Annotated in this window: 11 protein-coding genes; all 11 read right to left on the reverse strand. The window is 34.9% G+C overall.

The window, feature by feature from the left end; genetic code table 11:
- Window positions 1–325 precede the first annotated feature (325 nt).
- The 11 genes from MKY28_RS31240 to MKY28_RS31290 all read right to left on the reverse strand — a co-directional run bounded on the left by MKY28_RS31240 (window position 326) and on the right by MKY28_RS31290 (window position 19303).
- Window positions 326–3139 (reverse strand): hypothetical protein, encoded by a 2814-nt coding sequence (locus MKY28_RS31240; protein WP_340938444.1) that lies wholly within the window; start codon window positions 3137–3139, stop codon window positions 326–328.
- The gene (locus MKY28_RS31245; protein ID WP_340938447.1) at window positions 3132–6056 is read right to left on the reverse strand and encodes a hypothetical protein; all 2925 of its coding nucleotides are present in this window, start codon (window positions 6054–6056) and stop codon (window positions 3132–3134) included. Before MKY28_RS31245 ends, MKY28_RS31240 begins: the two co-directional genes overlap by 8 nt.
- Window positions 6057–6093: 37 nt before the next feature.
- Window positions 6094–6945, reverse strand: coding sequence for an SIR2 family protein (locus MKY28_RS31250; protein ID WP_340938450.1), 852 nt, complete (start codon window positions 6943–6945; stop codon window positions 6094–6096).
- 2 nt (window positions 6946–6947) lie between these two features.
- Entirely contained in the window at window positions 6948–7517 is a 570-nt protein-coding gene (locus tag MKY28_RS31255; protein ID WP_340938452.1) for a non-canonical purine NTP pyrophosphatase, read from the reverse strand.
- 559 nt (window positions 7518–8076) lie between these two features.
- Window positions 8077–10443: an S-layer homology domain-containing protein gene (locus tag MKY28_RS31260; RefSeq protein ID WP_340938454.1), complete on the reverse strand. Its 2367-nt coding sequence runs from the start codon at window positions 10441–10443 to the stop codon at window positions 8077–8079.
- A 1676-nt stretch (window positions 10444–12119) separates the two neighbouring features.
- Window positions 12120–12356 carry a hypothetical protein gene (locus tag MKY28_RS31265; RefSeq protein WP_340938456.1) on the reverse strand — a complete coding sequence of 79 codons (237 nt, stop codon included), beginning with the start codon at window positions 12354–12356 and terminating at the stop codon, window positions 12120–12122.
- Between the two features lie 109 nt (window positions 12357–12465).
- On the reverse strand, window positions 12466–13746 hold the full coding sequence (locus MKY28_RS31270; protein ID WP_340938458.1) for an McrC family protein: 1281 nt from the start codon (window positions 13744–13746) through the stop codon (window positions 12466–12468).
- 8 nt (window positions 13747–13754) lie between these two features.
- Window positions 13755–16115 carry an McrB family protein gene (locus tag MKY28_RS31275; RefSeq protein WP_340938460.1) on the reverse strand — a complete coding sequence of 787 codons (2361 nt, stop codon included), beginning with the start codon at window positions 16113–16115 and terminating at the stop codon, window positions 13755–13757.
- Between the two features lie 107 nt (window positions 16116–16222).
- Window positions 16223–17176 carry a hypothetical protein gene (locus MKY28_RS31280; RefSeq protein WP_340938462.1) on the reverse strand — a complete coding sequence of 318 codons (954 nt, stop codon included), beginning with the start codon at window positions 17174–17176 and terminating at the stop codon, window positions 16223–16225.
- 274 nt (window positions 17177–17450) lie between these two features.
- On the reverse strand, window positions 17451–18506 hold the full coding sequence (locus MKY28_RS31285; RefSeq protein WP_340938464.1) for a hypothetical protein: 1056 nt from the start codon (window positions 18504–18506) through the stop codon (window positions 17451–17453).
- A 113-nt stretch (window positions 18507–18619) separates the two neighbouring features.
- Complete coding sequence (locus tag MKY28_RS31290; RefSeq protein WP_340938465.1) at window positions 18620–19303, reverse strand: hypothetical protein; 684 nt, start codon at window positions 19301–19303, stop codon at window positions 18620–18622.
- Window positions 19304–19712: the final 409 nt, after the last annotated feature.

Genomic DNA, 19712 nt, shown 5'->3' on the forward strand with positions numbered 1-19712 from the left:
ATATTCGCTTGGTAACTCTCTGAATAAAAAAACTGTTCTTAACCTCCATCCTTTTCTCTGTATCGACCATTTTAAGACAAATAGTGTAGTGTTCTTTTCAGGGTCGGTGATATCTAATGTCGTCCTCCAGTAATTTATATATATGCTTTTCATTAGTTGTCACTGATTGCTTACCCTTTGGACATAAGTGAAAAAGACAGGATTCTTTTTAGAGAAAAGACCCCCTGTCTTTTTAGTTTTATCAGTAATAATATAATCGACTGTATGATTAGATATATAGATATTGTTTTAAACATCACACCACATAATTGGCTTCGAAATTGCTTTATATTGAAGAAGCGTATGTTTCCAAAGCAGTAATGGTAATATTTAAAACATGAAGGTACTGCTTACGACTTCTAGCCCCGCGGATAAAAGAAGTGTCCATCCCTGCTTTGCGCAGCTTCTCAATCCAATCAAGAGCAGCTTCACGCCCCATTCCTTGTTGAAGCATTCCATAATACATCAGTACTAGTTCATTACTGACATTTGTGTTAAAGACCATCGGATCATCGGAGTTTACATTGACGAGAACATTAGATAGCTCAGGATTACCTGCAGACTGCAACTTGAAGAGCTGATTGCCAAACACTGAATTAATCTCGCCAATAGCTTCATTAGACGATGGGTTGACCTCAATGATGATTCCACTGGCAGCAATCTTATGAATCAGATAATCTTGCATATCTTTCATCATTATCTGCTCAATTTCATTAGACGTGACATAGATTGGTTCTTCCATTTTTCTTAATGTTGCTTCTTGATGATAAGCTACAAACAATTTATCTTGCAGTTTCATCTTAAGAAAATATTCCTGTGGATCTTCCATTTTATCTTTTGATTGCTGAAGATCAATAACTTCTTTGGTAAGCCGCTTAAATCTTCTTTCATAAACATGATATAACACTGGAATTCGTAGATCCCCAACTGAAACAACTTCACTAAACAGTTCTGCAGCAAAACGATCTATCGTTCGCTCGAGATACACTAGTGTCTCCATCTGAAGTTTCGGTGTGTTACTGTAGACTCCCCAGATCCAAAGTAAATTATCCAAATATTCCCCACGAGGCAAAATAACTAAAGGATTATTTCGTACCCACTCAGAAATATCGACACCTAGAGCTATTCCATGCCCAATCCGATCTCCTGCATGTAGTTTACAGAATCGAACAACTTCATCGATGCGGCGAAGCCCAGTTATTAAATGACGAAAATCTTCTCCTGCATGAAAAGTAAAAAACAAACTTTGCCTAGGCAAAATGTTTCCTTCCGGATCGACGATGCGTAGAGCGTCATACTTACTGTCTCGTGCTTCCTCAAATACTGGAGCGAACACCTGTACAGGAGTGTTATTTTCAAGACTCGCTGCATCCAGACCGACTATAAAGTTCGTAGCCATTGGTACAACTTTACGTAGTTCCTGCAAATGCTGCACCTGCTTGATATATTGTTCCTGTAAATCTCCAAAGTGTAATGCATTCTTTAGCGTATGTTCTCTTTCTTCATCGTACAGCCACAAGTCTTTGTTCGAGTTATCCGGTCGCTTAATGAGGTGATAAACGATACCAAGTAATGGGAACTCTACCTGAGGATCATCCAGAACACCGTAGTCCTCTTGAATTACTTCTCGATAGGATTTTAAAATTTCTAATAGGATCTGCTTATTCGTGTGCAAGTCGTCTTTAATTGAAATCCGTAGCTCTACTTTTTTTAAATAACGATCTTGAAATAACGTTCGCAGCATCGTTTTATAGTAGTCCCCATTCTTAACAATACCGTCTGTAGCTCGATCAAAATAGCCCCGAAAGAAATCTAAACCATGCATGACAGTAGGCTGAGTCACTTGTTGGTAAAACTCATTCTTAATAGACACATAAACGAAAAAGGCTCGGAAAAACTGTTCAAAATTCTCATTTTGTGAGGATGACTGTTGGATTAAATGTTTATACAATATAACAAGATGTAAGAAAATATTTTCTCCATACGTCTTTACCCCGCGATGATTTGAGAAAATACTAAAAATAAAGTCTGAAGGCTCCGGTTCCTCAATTACTGTTAGTGCAAGTCTGACTCGATCAATAGCACGTTTTACTTCTTCTGATTCGGGAAGTTTACATTCTCGATCCTTAAGTAGATTCAATAGTAGGTCCAGTGTTTCAGGATCTTCCTCTAAAAAATGCTCTCTCAACCATACAAGTAACGACAGATGTTCACCCACATCTGATTCCGTATGATGAGCATCAGGATGTTTATTGTAAACTTGATCTTTTAGATAAAGCGCCATGACCAATCGGAGCAGTCTAGCTGTCAATATATAAGACTCTACATCAATTGAAGCTGCGAGATGATTGGGCTGGAACTCCTTTAGATACCTTGGCTCAAAGCGCCCATTCATTAGAGCCTGCCACAAGATGGAGAAATTAAAAGCGGCTGAAGCATGAATATGGTTTTCTGAAACTCCTCGACGTAAGATATCATCAAGCGCTGCATCAGCAAGATTGACATGCTGATAGAATTCATGAAGTTGAATTGGATCGTGCAAACCATTTTTTATAAAATGCAACATAATAATCATATCAAGCGGGATAAACCGACTGATCGCATGAAAAAAATGAACCTTATCTTGTCCCTTGTAGTTCTCCATGAAATCAATAAACTTCCACTGCTTCTCATTAGTCACATCATTCTTCCAATACTTGAACACAACATCTCCGTCACGATACGATAATAGAGAATCACCAAATTCCCCTAATATTTCAAAATAGTGCAAGTATAATTTTTTTTCTATAGAAATTGAGTATTTATATGCAGGGGAAAGAAAACCTGCGAGTAGGGCTTCATCGTCATTACATAGCATCGGATAAAATTTTTTCATTAGTAAATTGATTTCATCCATGCTTTTGGGACGTGCTTTTCGAAGAGTTTCATGCTGAATCTTTATCAACAGATCCCTTTGAGCTTTTTGACGAAATTCTATTCCCAACTCACCTTCCTCTTCGTTACAATCTAAAGCATCCAAAATATCATGCTGGCCAAGAAAACGGAGATTCTGAAAAGGGAAGAGTGAAATGTTGATAAGGAGCGTGATCTTATCAATCATTAATTGAATTTCCTAAATTCTTAGATTTAACATATATTGACATATAATGATCATCATTATTAATTTCATCAATAGCTTCATTAGAAAGTTTATCACTTTCCATATCATCAACATTAAAGTTGTATCCTTGGATATCCATTAGCGTCTTTTTCTGCAATTGACTGTGAGCTTCTTTTAGTTTTTCCTTAATGAATTTCTTTGCTTTTTCGTACTCATTAAAGGTCGTTTCGGTTTGATTTGCTCCGACATATACAGCATATTGTTGTAAAGTAACCTTCTCTAGATCAGTAAAGTTTTCAGTTGAAAATTTGGAAGCATTCTTCAATATCGGAAGTAAAATAGCAGCCTCTTGTCTACCATAGTAAACTCTATTGTTCTGTGATAATCTTTCAATTATACCCAAATTAGTACTGTATAGTTTAAAGTGATTTGTATTAAGAATCTTAGTAAAGGCGAATTTAGCTTCATCATACTTAGTAAAGCTTACGCCTGAATTACTATTTAAGAAATAATCTTGTACTTCTAGATCTAACTCATCAATTACGATTGTCATTTCTTTTTGAGAAAATCTTGTCCTAATTTCTTTTGCGAAATTTTTTATCCGGTTCTCTAATGTTGAGTAGACTGCCTCTGGTACTTTTCCTGTCTTTTCACTTTTTCTATTGATAACGCTAAGCGTGTGGCCAATATCAGAAGAATTTTCTTTAAATTTATAGTCTATACTTTTCATTTTTGTTATGGAAATAATGGAGTTCAAGAATAAAGATCTCTTAATTTGTAAATCCATATATTCACTCCATTTTATTGGATTGTCCTCTCCTTCTTTAGCTTTCTTAAGAGCCGTATCCCATTCATTCATTATTAATTTAAACTGACGTTCTGCCTTAACAACTTCTGCTGTTTCTGCACATAAAGACTCTAGAAGATTAAGACAGAAATTCGCCAATTTACTTTTAAATGTATCCGAATTGTAATACGCGTGATGGTAGAGTGTTTCAAGCAGATAGGAAGACTTCTCCTCTTGTTGCGTATTTCTCATTTCATCTTCTTGAAGTAATAATGTGTGAATCGTATTGATAACAAATTCATCTTGTGCCTGAGCGTCGTTCGAATCCCATCTGGTTTTATAATACAGCTTTAAATGTGTATTGGATATTAATTCAGCCAACAATGAAGAAATCTCAGGTTCTGCAAAGACTGCGATTGCCTCAACCAGGAAAAACAAACGAAAGTCTGAATATTGGTTTCTGTTCAAGTAGTACATTAGTACATCTGTTTCTGTTTCTGATTTTTGCCTATTTTTTATTTTCAATTTTATCTCATCTGGCTGAATCAATAAATCATTCATTACTTGTTTCCGCCAGTTGAAATAGCTCTCACTTTCATGTGAAATATCAGGCAATAACTTTCTGACTAGTTCACTAATCACATATAATACTACACGTAAGTCCTCAGTTTCTTTTTCTAGTATTACTTTATTATTCATCTCACCTAATACATCATATTGAATGTTTGAACTTTTTGCATCGCTCCCCCAAATTAAAAACTCTTCATAGATAAATTCTTGTTGAGGCAGCAGTTTAGTATTGGATAAAATCAATGTATCAACGAATGCTTTAACTAGTTGGAAGTGTTTCTCTGGCATTTTTGATTCTTTATCTTGCTTTGCATTAAGCAATTGATTTAGTTGGTAAAAAGCATTTATTATTCCTCGCGGTCGTTCATCAAAGATTCTATAGCTCCATGAAATTGCGTTTTTCCCCTTATCCATGTAACTAAATATGGACCATTCGCCCAACAATTTAACTAATTGATCCAAGAGCGTCTCGTTATCAAAACCAAATTTTGGGATACTTTTCTCGTTCCATTTTACAAGTTGGTGACGTCTCGCAGGTGGAATAATCTTTTTCAAATACTCATGTGCTAGATCGGTTTTTCTTTTTAATATCGTAAAATTTTCTGTTTTTTCTGTGTCATTGCCTCGCTCTACAACTTTTAATGAGCTTAGGGCCTTTAATCCTAGCTCTTGTAAAGGTTCATCTTGCAACAAGGCAAGAGTCAATGATTCTTTCAAAATCTCATAGTCTCCTGACAGAACAGTGATGATATTAGGATGATTAGTGTATTGTAGTAGAGCATCCATCAATTCGCGAGTTTTGGAGGTTTTTAAATCAATATCATCAATGAATATGTAAATTAGAACATCATCAGTTTCGAATTCTACTGTCAAATCCACGTTTTTATTCTGCTTATCGTCAATTAGATACTTTTTCACAAAAATAATAGTATCTATTAAAATCATCAGCTTTTTTTTAAACTCAATATCAGGAATCAGTAAACGTTCAGATTTACGAATGTGAGTTGCGAGATCGGCATAGTTTTGGCCTAAAATATCCCGATATCGCTGCTCAGTGTAGAGGTGATATTCAATCGTTTCATCCATAATCTGTTTGAGCGGGTTATTTGGTTTTAATATTCCGTTATTAAAATATGAACCAAGTCTATCTGATACAACCGATACCTTCTTCAATAATTGTAGAAGCTTTCTGCCTTCTTCACATAGCAAGCCGACAATTGAACCGATAATTTTCGTATTTTCCCCAAAGTTATCTGGCTCGATTAATGGTAGCAAAATATTAAACTTGTTCTGGGACAATTTATCTCGCAGTGTATAAAGTGCAGATGATTTCCCAGTCCCCCTTGGGCCAAAAATCCCAACAGTATTATTAAAATCCTGTTTGTTTAATTCATTCGGCTGGTTTTGATCGTGAGATTGTTTGGAAGCAATTACACGAATTTCTTTTAATTGTTCCAATAAGAGATCGTAAGTTGGCATAATTTTATAAACTTGTTTACCAAGTGCTTTTGCACCAATGATTGTTCCGTCTTGTATTCCTACTGTTGTTGCTGAATTCATTTATTAATCTTCCCTTCCGTAATCAATGTATTATCTTTTAAATTGATGATTTTAGTTTAGTAGTTTGTTCAACTAATGTCTTCAAAAATAAAATCGTACCGTCACGAGGATCCGGAATACTAGAAATAATAGGTGTGATGCCACGAGCCTGCAAAATACGCTCCTGAATTGGATTAGGGCTTGTCAGGAACATATATACAGGAGGACGAACGTTAGAGGAATCGAAGGTTTTCCAAGTTTGGTTCAGCTTATAAAGTAGCACTCGGAGATTAATATCGCTCAGGCTGTAGCCCAGGAAAAGTATCGATTTTCCTAGTATGTCAGAACGAAACTTTATATCCAAAGGAGACTCGAAATCTAGCCGGTCAAAGAAACTTGACTCGGTTAGAACAATAGTCGATTCATCTTTGGTTTCCATATCACCATGAAACTTTATGATTTGTGTGTCGCACCCGTTGCTTCTCGCAATATCCTTTACATCAGAAATTTTGCGACAATTAATATTAGGAGCATATTCTTCAAAAGCCATTTCTAATCCGTTATCATAATTCGTCGTGTATATGATCGGGAAATTCAGCTGTACCAACAATTCATGAACTGTTGAGGCTTTGACCATATCCGTACTGACAATCCATTTACTTTGGAATTTTTCTAAAAGTGGAGTTAATGAGCCTTTTTCTAGAACATAATATTCTGCTAGAGACAAGTAGTCATCATTACCTAAATTCCAAAATATCTCTGGATCGAAGCCCAACTCCATGCCTAATTGATCGATTAATTCTCCATAAGAAGGAAGCGACAGATTACGGGACACTCCTGCTCCAGCAAATAAAATGGTATTGCCTTTTTGAATACTTCGAGCAAGTCTATAGATATATCCGTCAGTCATACTCAGATCTCTCCTTTAGACTGTAAGTCTTTCAGGAACTTCCTTACAGCTTTTTTTCGCATAGAAATATCATTTTTTTCCTCAGAGGATAGTTCGGCAAGAGTTTCTCTATGTTTCTTCGGAATAAAAACCCTATCCCAGCCAAAACCATTATCTCCACGTGCTTCTTTTGCTAGCTTTCCTTTTATCTCTCCCACATAGGTATGTATCTTCTTTCCATCGATGTAGCCAAGATAAGTCCGAGCAGTTATTCTTCGATCCGTACCTACTAGTTCAATAAATTTATCTTCATCTAATTTACTCCAGATAATTTGTGTCAAACCCCCAGGCAAATCTCCCCATTCTCTTAAATGCAAGCTTGTATGTTCTACCAACAAAGGACGCTTAATTTTTTTGAAAGCCTCTAACGCCTTAAATTTAATTAACTTTTCCATATCCTCTGTTTGAATTTCGCTAGATTGAATTGAATGAAATCTAAAAACTGGCTTTTCTTTACTAGGGTAGCTCTGAACAATCTCGTTGAGTTCTTTAAACTTATCTGCACTGCTTGTCACAAACCATATTTCTTTCAAGCATTCCCCGCCCTTTCGAAATGAGAGACTTAATAATTAATATATCGGGATATTTACATCTTTATCTGAGAAGAATGTGATTTAATCGACAGAAATTGCTAAGCATGCATTTGTGTTGCAGTACTCAATTCGTTTAATCTCAAAATAAGCGTACATAACTGCTGTTCCATTCAGTCTATGGCCCCCTCCTAAACACCTATTCCAAGAACAAAGGCTATAATTTCAATCCATATTGCTGTGTCCCTTTATTACGTCATAAAGCAACTACAAAACTTAGAACAAGGCCAAAAACAAATGAAATAGTTCTTCTTATAATCAATAAAAAAAGAGGACAGACAATTTCCATCCCCCACCTCAAACCGAACAGCGTTAATCCCAAAAACAAGCATTTAAAACGTAATTAAGGCTATTCCTCCAATAAGAAATCCCAACCAACCTCATCACTTTAAATATCATGCCGTAGCTTCATGCTGAAAGGACAACATAATCTCTACTGGTGCCATGCTACTTGTATATAGAGATATATTTAGTACTACTCAAAGATTAATCTTGAAAAGAACTATCTATAAACATTATAAAATGTAGCTAAATAGTTCACTTTAGTTTGATAGCTGAGATCCTCTCGAATAGGAAAATCAATAATTAACTCTTCAATTGGTAAGCCATCCTGATCAATTACCTTTGAAGTTGTGATTGTAAAGTAACCTTCGCGATCAAACGTCACCAAATATTCTTGGATTACTTTTGATTTTGGTAAGAGTGTACCTATAATAACTTTTGTTGTCTGATTAGCGTATTCTTGAAATCTGCCGCTAACGTTAAGTGTTGTATCTTCGTTGTATTTGGCTTTGATAAAACGATCTTGCTTAATAAATGGGCTAACTTGTTCTGGTCTACCTTGAATACTATTCATCCCTTCTTGGACCAATTTACGAAGAAACTGGACTGCTTCTGCTCGAGTCAAAGAGTCATTACCTTGATACCCATCTATGGTTGAAGCTGTTTTCCCTGTCGAGTATCCCATATCTAAGAGAAAACGTACGGCATCCTGAGCATTGCTATAATTCTTACCATGTAGACCTGAGATAATTGATGCAACTTCATATCTTGTTAATGGCTCTTGACGAGCTGATTTCTTTAATGCGGTTTTATCTAAATCAAGATTATATGAAAGAGCATAGTTATAGTATGGGTCACTCCATGACCCTATGGACCATTTTGTTTTAGTTTTAGATCGATTGCGAATTTCCGTCGGAATTTCTTTCTCATACAGCTTAAATAACATTTTAAGGAAATCCTCTTCACTAACTAGTCTATTGGGCTTGAAGGTATTGTCTGCGTAGCCTCCCATAATCTCCAGTTTTTTACCCCAATTCACAGCATCATTAGCCCAATGTGACGCCATATCGCTAAATGTATTTTTGACTGTAGGTAATACATCAACAGTGAAGCTTACTATTTTACCCTCATAACTAACTACAACTTTTGCAGTTCCCGCAGAGTCACCTACTAAATTACCGTTTTGAATGACAACATGACTTGAATCAGATTTATATTGAGATTCTGAACTTACGTCCCTAATGGTTCCTTGTTCTGTTGTTAAGAAGACCTTAGGTAGATTGATCGATTGGCCCTCATTAAGAGATAAATTCGATTTATTTAATGTCAAGCTGTGCGCTGACTCATTACGAGTAGTAAAACTCCACGTTTTAGTGTTCTCTTGTGGAGGTATACCATACCCTTCATAAGACTGCTTGCTTTGGCCAAACTCAATCTGGACAGTATATTTCTCATTAGGTTTCAATGGCTGCTTGGGAATCAGCAGTATAGCTTCTTCAACTCCACCATGCTCACTATCTACAAGGTAAAAATCAACTGATTGACCCTTAGAATCTGTAAATGTTGCTGAGTGGTATTTCATATTATTAGAATAACTCGTACTAATGGAAATTGGATAACCAACTTGCTCGCCTTCTTTTTGATAGTAGGCCAGAGGATTAGGGGATTCTAGGGCTACCCATGACAAAGGGACATTTTTCTGCCCTTCCGCAGGAAACAAAACGACACTACGATCAATTAGTTTCTCACCTACCCGCTTTGTTCCTGGTGTAATAACCAAATGATTTGTGCTCACTCCTATACCCGCTTCGTCAGGTCCCGGACCTAGTAAAATAATTCGGTGTAACGGAGCTGCAATTAATCTATTTAGAGATTCAACCGGATCAGATTTCATCGGACTGACTACCTCACTTACATTGATGTTGGGATAACCAAAAGCCTGTAATCTCATAGAAGGAAAAGTACCTGAGAACAAAGGATGTGCCGGATTCTCAATATGGCCGGTTGTTCCTGTTGCTTTTAGATAATTAGCATGAGCTTGTGCACCTTTATTCAGATTTTCATTGATAGTAAGAGGCTGCAATTTTGCAAAGGAACGGTATTGATTGAGTTCCTTCAGCACTTCTTCCCTTTGTTTTGAGATAGACGAGAGATCTAAGTCTTTATAAACATCCAGAGTGGACTGCTCTACATTTGGTGCATCTGTTTGAATTCTATACTTATCTATGACAGTCACAGGAATGTTTAGAGTCAGCCCTTGATATTCTATATGTAATGAAGTTCTTCCAAGTGAAACGGAATAAACTTGGCAGTCGTTGACTACAACGGCTACACTACTGTCTTCAATTGAACAACTGGCAAGAGAATTAATTGACTTTTCGACTCCAAAATCTCCTAATGCTGAAAAAGAAGTGCTATACTCCGTATTGAGTCCAATAGTGATTTCTTGAGTTCCTGCAGATAAGCGAGTATACGTTCCTTCATCTGCAGATATCGAACTAGAAGAAAAAAGGAATAAACTTGAAATTCCCAAGCTGAGTAATCCGATAAAGGTCTTGCTAGCTAGTTTCCTGAACAAGTAGATCATTATTAATACATCCTCTCTAAATTTCATAGTTTAGATATGATTAATTACTTCCAAACTATAAGGTTTTCAAATTACGGTATCCATCTCTCAAGTTTGTCCACTCGGTGAATTACACATTTAATACAACACAAAGAAAATGAAGAGCCATTACCCTCCACAAAATAAATTTAAGTTTTTACATTTAAAGTGTTGTTGTCAATTTCAAAGATACACCCTGACCTTTATGGGCTTTTAGTGAATTGTACGTAATACTGTTATCGACTTTGGGAGCGGGGTATAATCATGTATAAAGCTTTGCTAGCTGTTGAGATTTAATGTTACCGTACTCTTATTCTTGCTAAATCAATTATTCTACTCTCGGGATCATATGTATATGAAGCACTTAAAGCTTTTAAGACCTAATGAGACCAATTCAATTATTGACCCTTAAGTAGTTTATCTGTATAGTCAAATTTTTTTAAGATGATTTTTTTAGTTCCTCTATTTTCGAAAGTGGTTCAACACCGCAATTATGTATTACTTATCATAAAAAAATGAGTAATACCAAAGAACTAAAAACACCTTTTCTATTCACTATCTAACCTCCCATGATGGTACTTTTTTCCTAAGTATCATAACATACAATATCTTATAAATAAATATATAGATACCATTTTCAAGAATTCGTCATCATGACTGATATAGAGCGTTTAGAAATAGAAGAAACCAATTGCAATGGTACCTTCCTTATTAGAACTCTATTCTATATGGAATACTTCTTTTTTAATTGTTTCAATAATTGATAACGCTTTATTTCTAAGAATAATAACCCTCCAAGAATGATACGGACTCCGCTGATAACTATTTTTATGTAATTGTACGCGTCTCCTCCGACAATACGACTGTCTGGCTTAAATCAGATTGTCTCAACCCTGAATCAACGGGTTTACACCTAACTAACATTCATAATGCTAATCATGTTCAGTTCTACATCATTACTTCCTTTTAGAAGTAGGACCTGTTCTACTTAGTGATAATCTAACTGAAGAAAACAGTCGAATATGCAGCAATTTATCAAAGTGCAATAAAACTGGACTAGCACGATTGATAGAAATATTTCACAGCTCATGCTTCTTGTATCGACGTTCTTTTGCCGCTGATCTGTTTTCTCCACTTGTAATAGCCCGAGCGGCAAAACGTAGCTAGCTTTAAGAGCAAACCAGACCATGGCGTGCTCGCAGGTCCTTTATGATTTGAAATCTGACTGCTTTACTCGTCATTACTTGTGTTGATTTCGGAAACCTGCCTTTTAAGTATTCAATTTCTGTCCGCAAAAATGCCATCTCATCTTCCATACTGGAAAACTTTGTTCTAAGTCATCCCCGTTTGGATGTAGCAGTTTTTAGACACATTCCCTGTTTCGCTTTTGCTGCCGATACTTGTACCTGAAATTTATTTGAACATCTAAACGTGTCGCTACTTCACGTATACTTATATGTTCCTCGTCGAGCAGCACGGCCGCCTCGATTTCTCTTCGATTAACGTCGGTAAATTTTTCCTTTCTTTAGCCATCATAAAATCCCCTTCACATGATTAAGTTGACCTTACCAGATGTCTTTTTTTCATGTCTACTAAAAAAGGGATAATACCATACTTAGCGACTTTCATTTGCTATTTTAGGTTCAAACCTGTCTTGATTAATAGTTTTTTGAAGATAAGTAATGCTCAATTGTTTTCCTATACATTTTCCAATCTTGATAATGTTCTTGAATTTTCTGTTCTAGAACAGAATCGATTTGTTTTTCCTCATTATAGATTCCATACAAACGCAAGTTTTCTAATCGACTTATATACTGATCTATCGATTTATCCATTAATTTCTTTTCATTCGCATTTAACAAATGCTTCTGTTTTAAATAATCCTTAAACTCCAATACATGTACCCCTTTACGCAATATACTGAATTTCACTAGCCCCAATAACAGAGTCAGATTGTCAACATGTTTACCGCAAAAGCAATGTCTGTATTCTGGTTATACAAAATTAACGAACACACAAGTTTATTAATTGTCCTAAACTACGTTCTATCTCGTTGCAATCTACAAAGAACACTCTCACAATGACACCATCGTCACTTTTAAAACAAATTTCTTCGTCCTCATTTATTTTATTGTTAATTGGATAAACTAACCATATCTCATCTGTATTATATTTTTTAGCGTAAGCGTACATTTGGTACATATCTGCTTGAGAAATACCATAATTATTGTTGGGTGTATTTTTTAGTATCTTCCACTTTGTGTCAATGATAATCGTCCTGCCTATATTATGATTCCGTAAAACCATATCCGGTCGAAGAGAGAAACGTTTTTCAAATAAAAAATAACCTTTCTCCTGTAAAGTCAATTCCCAGTCATCATCTGAAAGTAGCTTTTTCATATGACGTCCAATATAAACTTCGAATAATTTATCCATTGGAAATAACAATGCTTTTCCAAATGACGTACCTGAAAATGTTGTAAAACTCTGGTTCAATAAAAAAACTTTAGACCAGACCAAAATACTTTCATAGTGTTTGGAATTACGATCTATTTTTACACCAGAAAAATCTTTCTCGTAGTTTTTCGAGGGCTCTACTAATTCAAAATTCAAAAGCAATTTACGAATTTCTTTCAAATTTTCTTGATGAGTTGATTCTTTTAATAATTTTAACAGAGTTGATTTAATGAGTCGGTTTTCCGCGCGATTTGGCCCAAAATCATCGTGACTAACAAAAAATCGTTCTTTATGAACCATATTCTGTTGGATATGCTGGGAGAAGAGCATTTTCCCTTTGTATACATTCAAATTATTCTCAACTTCAAAATAAGCAGATCTTATTCCTTTCTTCACTAACAATTGAATTTCTTGAATATATAGACGTATAAAAATTTCATAGATACTCATTTGCTCTACATGCAAGTTTGCTTCATTAAATGTTTTACTAGCGAAATCCTTCAAGCTTTTTAACATTTTCAAAAAAATTCTTTTAGAATTAGTATAAGTAGAACCATGAATTTTAGGTAGAATTTGAACTTGAGTCCCATTTTTTAATTGAATGATACCTACATAATTTTTCGCACGAATGACTTTTCCGATATGGCGTTTAGTAGTGACAGTAAAAAACTCCACGGCATCGGCTTCTTCATTTTCCTTGAATGATAGAATCAGATTTTCAAGATAATTAAAAGATTCATTATCCATATAAACGTACTCTTTATCGTCAATATAGTCCTTGTTATTCGTAATAACATCGAATTCTTTCATTTCAATTAATTTTCTCATAGTTTTACCTACTCATAAATTTCTTTATAGCTATTTTCTTTACTGAATGCCGTTGTTTGTATCCCGTATTTTTGTTCTGGAAGATCAATATCAGGTTTTCCTTTAAAAAATGCGTTCATCTTAATTTTTTCATCTAAAATAAATTTATATTCGTTAGCTTTTGCATTATCTCCTAAAACCAATTGAATCTTACTATAATCCTCGTAAAAATATTCTTGTAATAGTGGGATTATTGCATTTAAGAATATCCCAGATAACTTCTCAATAGTAGGAGTGTCTTTTAAAATTAGAAAATATGCATGACCAATTGTGTGTTCGCGATCATACAATAGTTCGATTCTTCTGTTTATTGTCTCTACCATTTCTTTTATATTTATTGAACCAACATAAATCCCCTCTAACACCTCAACATCAGGCATCATTTCAACGAAATTAAAGCGCCTTCTTAAAGCTGTGTCAATTAACGCAATGGAGCGATCAGCTGTATTCATCGTACCTAGTAAGTACACGTTTTTCGGCACACCAAATTCTTTCTTGGAGTAAGGGAGTATAACTCTAGATTCTTCTTCAGCGCCAATTCGTTTTGTTGGCTCTATTAATGTAATTAGTTCACCAAATATTTTAGAAATATTACCACGATTAATTTCGTCAATAATAAAGACATAATTATTGTTATTCACTTTAACGTCTATTTGTTCGTTTTGTGAGTATTTTAAGATTAAATTATTCACATCATTTATAGAGAGCCTTGAAAGCTTGTATATCGTTTGTTGAACTAAGTTCTTTTTACCATTTATATCAAAAATATTTTCATTTATTTCAGTTGCAATCCACTTTACTTGTCTGCTTCTTTGAAATCGATCTACTTTTAACCATTCCGGATCTCCTGTAATAATACCTATTGCATCAATATGCTTTTGATCACCTAAAGAAAAGACGATGTCACCGATACTCATTTCCTCATAGAAATTAAATAATGTGTCGGAAGGGTATTCTCCTTCTTCCAAAAAATCTATTCCTAATTCATCCCATCCAATTCGAATTTGATTGTTCGTAAAACATTCTCTCTTCAACCAATTCATACCACTGCCACCTAAAGAGATTTTCCAAACATTCTTTTCCCCTTCAAGCTCTTCACTATTTGTTGTTAATTTTAACTGTTGAGCATTCTCACAAAATTCCTTGAATACTCCTGATTCAATCTTATACATAATCTCTGTATTTTTTTTCTCATCTAAAATAGGTTTAATACCTTCAATAAATTCTTCATAACCATAAGATTGATGAAAAGTGATAAACCCAATTTGTCCATCCTTCTTATATGTATTGTATCTTTCAAATACCTTTGGATACTCTTCATTTCGTATTGTATCAATCGTTTTATTTTCAATAATACTAACCGCATAGTTCACTGTATTATAAGTCTTACCTGTGCCAGGAGGGCCATGAAAAATTGTGTTTTGTGAAAATCCCATAAGTTCCACCTCATCTTCATATGTAAATTCAGTTGCTTGTATTTGTAAATGCTTTTTAATTTTAATTAACAGTTCGTCAGAATCTTCATGACTGGATACTAATCTAGTTGAGATGCCTTCTTGTAACTTGCCTTCGATGTCTTGAAACTTTTCTTCCAGAATATTCAATTTCATAAACCTACTACCACGCCACGTCCGAAGGCTTAAAATTAAGGTTTCCCCATCTAACCCTTTAGTTTTACATGCATCAATAATCTTCTCCAATGAATCTCTATCGGGCAGCTCCCTATATGTTAATGTATTACTAATGCTTTTATCTGCTTTTTTATATACAGGAAAACCTGGAGCCAGTTCAAAAATATCATTATCATTTTCAGCTTGAATATAAATGCCTTTATCTTTGAAATAACATCGGGTAAATCTAATCTCATTATTATTTAACAACTCAGAAATACATTTACCAAATTCAATTGCAGTATCGATTTCCCTTAACGCATTTGTATTAAAACTCTTGCCTAAATAGCTTTGTAAGCTTTTTAATTCAAGTAAAAATTCAAATGGAAGCATAAACGAAGGACTCGGATTTCTCCCGTGAGTATATCGAAAACCTAATACAGGTCTCTCGTACACTTCAGCTACTTCAGCAATATGTGTGATCATTGGAGTGTTTTTAATTTTTTCTTTTAAGTATTCATCTTTGATATTCTTCATGTTAGCCCCTACTACAATGGCTATTCTATCTCCTACCTTTTCTTTAAGTTCAATATGATTTAAGCTTTTTTGGTAAGGTGTTAATTTAGAAATTTCATTTGGCCAATAAAATACACCTGCATTAATAAATGCCTCATATTCCTCAAACGTATTTGAAAATATTGCAAAATGTTGATTTTTCATATTATACCTCGCAAGATTTTATATTAACTCATAGCCTGATCAGTGTTGTTCTGGTAGGATGTATGCTGTTTGACCATATATAGACCTTGAAATATAACTACTCCTAACTATAACGAATCTGCATCACGTTTGGCCCTTTGATATTCTCTTTCATCTCGAACTGCTCGATTACATTCTGATTGCGAATACCTAACATTATAATTAGCTTGTTTTACAAACTTTTCTTTTGAAAAATTGGCCTGTTTCCGTTTTTCCTCGGCTGTATCATATGCCTCACTTTTTAATCGTTCTTTCTCTTTGTGTAAATTACTTTCCCCATTGTTCCATCCGGTACTATGGTTTGGATTCCCAAACATTGAGACAGTCTTATCCAGTAAAAACAGCAGAGCGAATACAATAGTACCACCGACCATAAGTAAGAAATCAATGACCTTAAGACGCAACATTCCTCCCTTCAAGGAAGATACACTTCCCTTTTTTAATAACTTCAACATTCTAGCTTTATCTTTCTGACTTAGAATTCCTCCATCATATTTTCCTGCCTCTATCTCTTCAATCAATCTTCCGTTTGTATTTGTTACACGAACCATAACTTTATTGATCAACTTTGCTGATATTACAGCAAAGACTATTGGAATAATGAATGTAATAGCTAGATGTATGAGAGCATCCCATACATCAGATACTAGCACTTGAGATGCATACGTATTAGTTAAGTTAAGTAGAAGAGACAGAATAATAAACCCGCATACAGTTCCATACATACTATGCCATTTGAAGTTTTTTTCATCATCAAAGGAGATGGGCTGCCTTTTAATCTTATTCGTAAGTAGCTTTACAACTAAAATACTGATAAAGCCAGCGGGGATTACAAATATCACACCATAAATACCAAGTGAGAAATGATTTGTATGAGAAGTGTATAAACCTCCTTCAAAAATCACCTCTTGAGTCATTACTCGATTGATCAATTTATTGATTGCAATGGTCAAAATAATCGTTAGGATAATTACGGGGAAAGTCTTTCCCTTCAAAGTTTCCTTCATTGTCCATTTGTTCATCTCTTTCATTCCTTTACTCATCATCTAGGTTTCTACTCAGCAACCAACTTAAAGTGCAAGCGATACGTCTTTTTCATTTTCACTTCCGAAAATACGTTTGAAAACAAAATATACTCTGTGATTCAGTAATTCCTTTACAAACAATCTTTCTACAGTTTCATTATAGGAAAGATCAAGCACTTACACGTAATAGTTTCAAGTAAATCTGCTGCGTTCATCAACAGCTAGATCCACTTTCTTTGAGCTTGACCAGAATGAAATGTCTTAGCAAATGTTAATTGCCAGATAGTGTGTTCCTCAAAATCGCTTCTAATTCCTCACGTATGTCTTCTTGAGTCATGGTTTCTACCGGTTTATATTCTCCATTGATACTGTAATCTCCAGAGTCATTGTATAAAGGTGCCTCATTACTCGTGTAATCGTTACCTTTTGGTTCGCTCGGTTCATTCGAAGTTGTTTGATTTTGATCTGATCTATAGTTTTCTGATGAGCTAGCATTATTCTTATAGATACCTACATAATCTTCAAAATTCATTAACGGTTCGATTCGTCCAGCCTCATATGATTCATGACTGTATTTATAATAGGAAACCAGATCAGCATTGTGACCATTATAATTGCTTGGTATACGATATAACGATTCAAGTGATTTCTCATCTTCTCCATCTTGCCCGTAAACGTGGTACATGGAGTAATAATACATCATCTGAAGATCGTTGCTTGGTTCAGAAAGTTTATCTATTACATTTGCAACCTCCATGTATTGACCGGTTTCTAAATTATCGTTGATAGTGGACCAGATCTCTTCATCTTCAGGGGTTGACTGAACGATTGGTTCCCCACCACTAAATGCATATGAATATACTATTCTCTTCCCCCAGATTTCGTCCTCGTTCACCAGCGGCCCGGATAAGTTAGCGCCTTGTTCGCCAATCACATCTTTCACATTTCGGGGTTGAACATTGGCCGTAGGAGAAGTGATTTCGACACTATACTTACCACTTGAAAGCCCCTGTCCACTTGAAGTGAACCATTCACTTTGGAACAATCCGTTTATTACATAGGCCTTTGATTGTGCGTTATACCCTTCTTCACTAGTAACTTTCAACATCAGTTCCATATCTGTCGGCAGGTTCGTTGTTCCACTAATAGCTAGATGATTATCTTTATTGAATTCCTCGTTAACAGATATTTCAACATTAATAGGTTGTTGTTCCTGTACCTCAATTTCCTTCACTTCAGGCTTCACTTGCTCAGGCTCCCCTTTTGAACACCCCGCAAGGATGATGATCAATATACTCAGTAATATAAAACCACTTAGATATTTCATGTGTAGATTCTCCTTAAAAAGTTTCATATGTTAGGTTTGATTTACTTATGTCTACAAAATGATAGATTGTAGTCCTCTTTGAACTTTCATTAAAAAATCCCCCAGAAGGGGGATTATTTCACCTTAGTGAAATCAACTTTATAGGTTACAGATAATTCTTTACCTGCGTACATATAAACTAGCTCAGCTGGCTTGCTAAAATCGATCTTAGAATTATCAAAACTTACATTTAAGACTGACACATATGCTGGAGCTTCTGGCCAAGATCCGCTCATTGAGACATTCTCCTTGCCTCTTATATCTTTTGGTTGGTAAACTTTACTCCCTTGTTTTAATACCACCTTTAGATTCTTCGTAAAAGTAACACTATTGCCATACGTGCGTAGCTCGAAATCTAATCTATTTAAGCCTTTATACAGTGCTAAGAACTCTTTTGCATCTTTTAATGTATATGTATCATAATCGTTAAACTTTAGGAAAGAAGATCTTACAATATTAAAATATGGAGTCGATACCCACACATCTGGTTGCCATATTTCTAGTTTATCAATTGAGATCAATAATTTTTGCTTATTATTGAAATCAATTACGGCATCATACCCTTTCTTCCCTATTGCAACTGCATTTTTGAGTTGCTGATCTGATAGATTGAAAATACTTGACTTGATTTTATTGCTTGCTTTTTGTTCTGCAATGCTCGTAGTTTTAATGTAACTTGTGGCTGTATTACTAGCAGCCATGGCCGATCCAGAAAATAGTGTTGACATAATAAGCAGTGAGATAAGTAACTTTTTCATCTAATCCTCCAAATATAGGTATTTAATATATACTATCCTATCCGCAGGTATAGGTAAATAGTTTTATTTTAGATAATTCTTTAGAACTATTCGGGATTCCATTAGGATACATATGAAATGTAAGTTGATTCTTTGATGCACTGCAGAATGCATTTTGGTAACTAAACAAATAAATAGCCTTAAATTGCTGAATTAACAAAAAGCACAATCCCATGAACTGTGCTTTTTGCTACATCTATGATTTTTAGCTAACAAACCAAATAAAATTTGTTTTGTTTTCAACTTTAGATATGAGCGGAATATAATTAAGAGTTCCATCAAAGACCCATTAGTCCTTGAAATTGTACTTCAGGATCTTGAGCCCTTCCCTTATCCAACTTCTGTTGAGCCAGTCAGTTATTTCGTCTTT

Source organism: Paenibacillus sp. FSL R5-0473 (genome assembly GCF_038004565.1).
In the GTDB taxonomy this organism is placed as follows: Bacteria; Bacillota; Bacilli; order Paenibacillales; family Paenibacillaceae; genus Paenibacillus; species Paenibacillus amylolyticus.

Bases quoted from the DNA above. Each gene is read 5' to 3' on its own strand.
- MKY28_RS31240 (WP_340938444.1), bottom strand. From the start codon at position 3,139: ATGATTGATAAGATCACGCTCCTTATCAACATTTCACTCTTCCCTTTT.
- MKY28_RS31245 (WP_340938447.1), bottom strand. From the start codon at position 6,056: ATGAATTCAGCAACAACAGTAGGAATACAAGACGGAACAATCATTGGT.
- MKY28_RS31250 (WP_340938450.1), bottom strand. From the start codon at position 6,945: ATGACTGACGGATATATCTATAGACTTGCTCGAAGTATTCAAAAAGGC.
- MKY28_RS31260 (WP_340938454.1), bottom strand. From the start codon at position 10,443: ATGATCTACTTGTTCAGGAAACTAGCTAGCAAGACCTTTATCGGATTA.
- MKY28_RS31270 (WP_340938458.1), bottom strand. From the start codon at position 13,746: ATGAGAAAATTAATTGAAATGAAAGAATTCGATGTTATTACGAATAAC.
- MKY28_RS31275 (WP_340938460.1), bottom strand. From the start codon at position 16,115: ATGAAAAATCAACATTTTGCAATATTTTCAAATACGTTTGAGGAATAT.
- MKY28_RS31280 (WP_340938462.1), bottom strand. From the start codon at position 17,176: ATGAACAAATGGACAATGAAGGAAACTTTGAAGGGAAAGACTTTCCCC.
- MKY28_RS31285 (WP_340938464.1), bottom strand. From the start codon at position 18,506: ATGAAATATCTAAGTGGTTTTATATTACTGAGTATATTGATCATCATC.
- MKY28_RS31290 (WP_340938465.1), bottom strand. From the start codon at position 19,303: ATGAAAAAGTTACTTATCTCACTGCTTATTATGTCAACACTATTTTCT.